The organism is Nesterenkonia massiliensis, assembly GCF_000455245.1.
Taxonomy (GTDB): domain Bacteria; phylum Actinomycetota; class Actinomycetes; order Actinomycetales; family Micrococcaceae; genus Nesterenkonia; species Nesterenkonia rhizosphaerae.
The window spans coordinates 203,865-209,803 of the sequence record NZ_HG005165.1 but is presented as its reverse complement, the minus strand read 5'-3'; the positions used below and the strand labels follow the sequence as shown (position 1 = coordinate 209,803).

Below are 5,939 nucleotides of genomic sequence, written 5' to 3'. Positions count from 1 at the left end.
CGGGCCACGTCATGGCCGTGGCGGGGTTTCCCCGCCCGCGGAACCAACACTGTGCCGACGGCGAACAGTCCCGCGGCGGGCGTCGTCGTCGTCTCCTTCTCCAGTAATGTTCTGGATACGACATCGACGACTGACAGTGGAGGCAATCCGTGTCTGAGCACCCCACCGCGGCGGCCACAGTGGCTCCGGAATCCCAGGACAACTACATCTACAACCGCCTGCTGAAAGAGCGCATCATCTGGCTCGGCAGCGAGGTCCGCGACGACAACGCCAACGCCATCTGCTCGCAGATGCTGCTGCTTTCGGCCGAGGACCCTGAGGCGGATATCTACCTCTACATCAACTCGCCCGGCGGCTCTGTGACGGCTGGCATGGCCATCTACGACACCATGCAGTTCATCCCCAACGACGTGGTCACCGTCGCTACCGGCCTGGCAGCATCCATGGGGCAGTTCCTGCTCTCATCCGGAACTCCCGGCAAGCGCTTCGCCACTCCGCACGCTCGCATCCTGATGCACCAGCCTTCCGGCGGCATCGGCGGCACCGAGTCGGATGTCCGCATCCAGGCCCAGCTGATCCAGCACATGAAGCAGGTCATGGCTGAGCTGACTGCCGAGCAGACCGGTCAGTCTGTGGACACCATCCTGAAGGACAACGCCCGCGATAAGTGGTTCACCGCAGAAGAAGGCCTGGAGTACGGCTTCTTCGACAAGATTGCCCAGCGCTCCTCGACCGTCTCCGGCGGCGGCGGAGTCTGAGAGATCACCACGGCTTTAGAGACAACAGGAGCACAGCTATGAACTTCGATTTCTCCCAGACCCCCTCTGCTATGCCGCAGCAGGGCCCCGCCGAGGCTCGCTATATCCTTCCGCAGTTTGAAGAGCGGACTCCTTACGGCTTCAAACGCCAGGATCCCTACGCGAAGCTCTTCGAGGACCGGATTGTTTTCCTGGGTGCACAGGTGGACGATGCCTCCGCTGATGACATCATGGCCCAGCTGCTGGTGCTGGAGTCCATGGACTCGGAGCGAGACATCACCCTCTACATCAACTCACCCGGTGGCTCTTTCACCGCCATGACCGCCATCTACGACACCATGCAGTTCATCCGCCCGCACGTGCAGACCGTCTGCCTGGGTCAGGCTGCCTCGGCAGCTGCTGTCCTGCTGGCAGCTGGCACCCCGGGTAAGCGTCTGGCGCTGCCGAACGCTCGCGTGCTGATCCATCAGCCGGCCATGGGCGGTACTCGCGGTACTGCCACCGACCTGGCTATCCAGGCTGATGAGGTTCGCCGCATTCGCACCTGGATGGAGAAGGTGCTGGCGCAGCACACCAATAAGACTCCTGATGAGATCAGCGAGGATATTGATCGCGATAAGTTCCTCTCCGCTGAGGGGGCGAAGGAGTACGGCTTGGTGGATGAGGTGCTCTCGTCCCGCAAGCTGCCGGTCTGATTCGCCCACTGCGTGGGCGGCAGGCCCCGCTGATACTCGCGGTGACCGCCAGTCAGCTTCATGCTGGGTGGCGGTCACCGCGTATGTCAGGGCAGTACCGTAGGCTTATTGCAGTGTTCGTGCGGGACTCCCGTGCGAGATGACCGTCCGATGCAGTCCTCAAGGGGTAACCTTCCATGGCACGAATTGGTGAGAGCGCTGACCTGCTGAAGTGCTCATTCTGTGGCAAGAGCCAGAAGCAGGTGCGCTATAAGCTCATCGCTGGCCCAGGGGTCTACATCTGCGACGAGTGCATTGAGCTGTGCAACGAGATCATCGAGGAGTACCTGAACGAGGTTCAGGAGACCGATGACCTCGAGCTGCCCACGCCCAAGGAGATCTTCGAGTTCCTCGATGAATATGTGGTGGGCCAGACCCGAGCTAAGCGCACTCTGGCGGTCGCGGTTCACAACCACTATAAGCGGATCCAGGCCAGCGGATCAGCCGGTAAGACAACCTCCCTGGAGAAGGGACCCTACGACGACGTCGAAATCGGCAAGTCCAATATTCTGATGGTCGGCCCCACCGGTTCCGGCAAGACCTATCTTGCACAATCATTGGCGAAGAAACTGCAGGTTCCGTTCATCGTTGCTGACGCCACCAGCCTGACCGAAGCCGGTTATGTGGGCGAGGATGTGGAGAACATCCTGCTGAAGCTCATCCAAGCCGCCGACGGGGACGTGAAGAAGGCCGAGCAGGGCATCGTCTACATCGATGAGATCGACAAGATCTCCCGTAAGTCGGAGAACCCCTCCATTACTCGTGACGTCTCCGGCGAAGGCGTGCAGCAGGCACTGCTGAAGATCCTTGAAGGCACGACGGCCTCGGTAGCTCCGCAGGGTGGGCGCAAACACCCCCAGCAGGAGTTCATCCAGATCAACACCTCGAACATCCTGTTCATTGTGGCCGGCGCCTTCGCCGGGCTGGAGGAGATCATCGAGTCGCGAGCCGGCCGTAAGGGCATTGGCTTCGGGGCACCATTGAGCACCATCACCCGCGGTGAGGTCAGCTACGCCGACGTTGAGCCCGAGGACCTGCATAAATTCGGCCTGATCCCGGAGTTCATCGGTCGCCTTCCGGTGGTGGCCACCGTGGAAGAACTCGACGACGCCGCGCTGACTGACATCCTCACGAAGCCGCGCAACGCACTGATCAAGCAGTACCAGAAGATCTTCTCTCTGGATGACATCGAACTGGAGTTCACAGACGAGGCGGTGGCCGCCGTCGTCGAACTTGCTCAGGCTCGTGGCACCGGCGCGCGTGGTCTGCGCTCCATCCTCGAGGCAACCCTGGGTTCAATCATGTTCGAGCTGCCCGGCCGAGATGACATTGCGGCCGTGACCATCACCGAAGAAGTCGTTCGGGATGCTGCCGAACCAGTACTTCTCACGCGCAGCGAGGCTAAGAAGCTCCGCAAAAAGTCTGCATAGGAGAAACCACCCCCGTTTCTCCAGCAAGTCCAGCTTACGTCCAGGCCACATGCCGATGATGTGATCAGCGTTACCTAGCTGGATGGCGGGAGAAACCATGACGACAACTGGAGGCGCAAAGCTCCGACGAGGTCACATCGGCATCGGAGCCGTTGCCATGACCGCGGCTTTGCTACTGACTAGCTGCGGCGAGGGCGACGACACCCCAGTACTGACCTGGTACATCAACCCAGACGACGGCGGTCAGCAGGCCCTAGCAGAGAAATGCACGGAGGAAGCCGACGGCGCCTACCGCATCCAGACTTCGCTGCTGCCCAACGATGCCCCGTCCCAGCGCGAACAGCTAGCCCGACGTCTGGCGGCAGGGGACTCATCGCTGGACATCATGTCCCTGGATCCCCCATTCATCCCCGAACTGGCCGAAGCAGGGTTCCTCGCTCCAGTTCCCGACGATGTCGCGGAGCGGAACACCCAGGACACCCTGGAAGGCGCTCTGGCAGGGGCCACCTGGAACGATGAGCTCGTCACCGTCCCGTTCTGGGCCAATACTCAGATTCTCTGGTACCGGAAATCGGTAGCTGAAGAGGCAGGGTTGGACATGAGTCAGCCAGTGACCTGGGACGAGATTATCGACGCCGCTATCGAGCAGGACAAATACCTCGGGGTGCAGGGTATCCGGGCCGAGTCCATGACGGTCTGGGTCAATGCACTCATCGAATCCCAGGGTGAGTCTGTGATTGTGGATCCGGCCGCCTCAGCAGAAGAGTTAGAGACCAACCTTGACTCCGAGGCCGGACGAAACGCCGCTGAGATTCTGGGGCGAATCGGCGCTGAGGGGCTCGGCGGCCCGGGCATCGCGTCAATGGATGAAAATCAGTCCATGCTGCTCTTCCAGCGTGACAACGGTTCCTTCATGGTCAACTGGCCCTTCGTCTGGGCCGCTACCAACGCTGCGGCAGAAGAAGGCAGCCTGGACTCATCCCTGACCGAAGACATCGGCTGGGCACCCTATCCGCAGATGGATGAAGACACACCTGCAGCAGCGCCGCTGGGTGGCATCAACCTGGGCGTGGGAGCAGAGTCTGAGCACCCAGATCTGGCATTCCAGGCGATCGAGTGCATCGTGACCCCGGAGAACCAGGCAGAATACTTCGTCACCAACGGCAATCCGCCGTCCTCCGCGTCAGCCTTTGAAGATCCCCGGATCGAGGAGGACTATCCGATGGCTGACACCATCCGCGAGGCACTGGACGGGGCGGCACCCCGGCCGCAGACCCCGTTCTACAACGAAATCTCCGAGGTCATTCAGGAATCCTTCACCCCGGTCTCCGGTGTGGACCCCGATTCCACTCCGGCCGAAGCTGACCGTTACATCACTGACGTCCTGCGAGGGGAGCGCCTGCTGTGAGCACAACCTCCGAATCCAAGCGCGGAAGCATAGCCCGGGCAAAGTCCCGCCGGGCCCGCTCGGAAGCCCGGCTCGGCTGGCTGCTGGCGGGTCCCGCATTCTTTCTCATGGTGGCGGTGACCGCCTATCCCATCGCACAGGCCGTCTTCGACTCGATGTTCTCTTTCCGGCTGACCGCGCCAGATGACCGGGCCTTCGTCTTCCTGGACAACTACATCTTGCTGTTCACGGACTGGGGTTTCTGGCGTCCATTCCTGGTCACCGTGTTCATCACCGTCGTCACTGTGGCGGTGGAGCTGGTCTTAGGCTTCGCTTTGGCGATGGTGATGCACCGAGCGCTGAAGTCCCTGCGGGGCATGTTGCGCACCGCAATCCTGGTGCCCTACGGCATCATCACTGTGGTCTCAGCCTTCGCCTGGTACTACATGTTCGACATCAACTCAGGTTTCATCAACAACTGGTTCTCCTGGGTGCCAGGCATCAGCGCCGAGCTGGACTGGTTCGCCAATACGTGGACGGCGCTGTTCGTCATTATGGCCTCCGAGATCTGGAAGACCACGCCGTTCATCGCGCTGCTGCTCCTGGCTGGTCTGGCGCAGGTCCCCGATGAACTGGTCGAAGCAGCGAAAGTCGACGGCGCTACCTGGCGTCAGCAGCTGACCAGGGTGATTCTTCCCAATATGAAGGCAGCAATCATGGTGGCGGTGCTGTTCCGCGCACTCGATGCCTTCCGCATCTTCGACAACGTCTTCATTATGACCGGCGGTTCAGAAGGAACTGAAGTGCTCGCCCTGCTGGCATACCGGCAGTCCATCTCGCGGCTTGAGATCGGCCTTGGTTCAGCTGTCTCGGTAGTGCTCTTCGCCTGCGTGCTGCTGATGTGCTTCGCCGCCATCAAGCTCTTCAAAGTCGATCTGGCCAGCGGTACCGACGCCTCCGGCGGGAAGAAGAAAGAGGGAGGCAAATAGTCATGGCGACTTCAAAACTCAGCACACGTCAGCGGCTGAGCTGGGCGATCATCACGATCCTCGTCCTGCTGTACGCGCTGTTCCCGGTGGCCGCCATTCTGGCCACCAGCTTCAAGACTCCGGCCGACCTGGGCAACCAGTCATTCCTTCCCAACACCTGGACCTGGGCCAACTACGAGATGATCCTGACTGGCAGCGCTCAGGGACTGTTCCTCAGCGCGCTGCGCAACTCCATCGGCATCACCCTCATCTCCACCGCCATAGCGGTGGTGCTGGCCACGCTGGCCGCCTATGCCATCGCGCGGCTGAACTTTCCGGGCAAGCGGCTTATCCTGGGCGCTGCCCTTGCGGTCTCGATCTTCCCCGTGATCTCGGTGGTCACACCGCTGTTCAACCTGTGGCGCACTATCGGGCTCTACGACACCTGGCTCGGCCTGATCATTCCGTACCTCTCGCTGACACTGCCCATCTCTATCTGGACGTTGTCGGCCTTCTTCCGGCAGATCCCGTGGGAACTGGAACAGGCCGCCCAGGTGGACGGGGCCACACAATGGCAAGCCTTCCGCAAAGCGATCATTCCGCTGGCACTGCCAGGGGTGTTCACCACGGCGATCATCGCCTTCTTCATCGCATGGAATGAC

At 61.1% G+C, this 5,939-nt stretch carries 6 protein-coding genes; all 6 read left to right on the top strand.

Going from position 1 to position 5,939, the window contains the following annotated elements; translation table 11 throughout:
* The first annotated feature begins 149 nt into the window (after positions 1-149).
* A complete protein-coding gene (locus tag TX78_RS00990; protein ID WP_044492855.1) occupies positions 150-758 on the top strand; it encodes an ATP-dependent Clp protease proteolytic subunit in 609 nt (202 codons plus the stop codon).
* A gap of 38 nt (positions 759-796) precedes the next feature.
* A complete protein-coding gene (locus TX78_RS00985; RefSeq protein ID WP_044492854.1) occupies positions 797-1,453 on the top strand; it encodes an ATP-dependent Clp protease proteolytic subunit in 657 nt (218 codons plus the stop codon).
* A 176-nt stretch (positions 1,454-1,629) separates the two neighbouring features.
* Positions 1,630-2,922: an ATP-dependent Clp protease ATP-binding subunit ClpX gene (gene clpX, locus TX78_RS00980; protein WP_044492852.1), complete on the top strand. Its 1,293-nt coding sequence runs from the start codon at positions 1,630-1,632 to the stop codon at positions 2,920-2,922.
* A gap of 97 nt (positions 2,923-3,019) precedes the next feature.
* A complete protein-coding gene (locus TX78_RS00975; protein ID WP_044492849.1) occupies positions 3,020-4,330 on the top strand; it encodes an extracellular solute-binding protein in 1,311 nt (436 codons plus the stop codon).
* Complete coding sequence (locus tag TX78_RS00970) at positions 4,327-5,298, top strand: carbohydrate ABC transporter permease (protein ID WP_044492847.1); 972 nt, start codon at positions 4,327-4,329, stop codon at positions 5,296-5,298. Before TX78_RS00975 ends, TX78_RS00970 begins: the two co-directional genes overlap by 4 nt.
* Before the next feature lie 2 nt (positions 5,299-5,300).
* Positions 5,301-5,939 (top strand): carbohydrate ABC transporter permease (locus TX78_RS13025; RefSeq protein WP_233722110.1); only part of this gene is annotated, 639 nt, incomplete at its 3' end.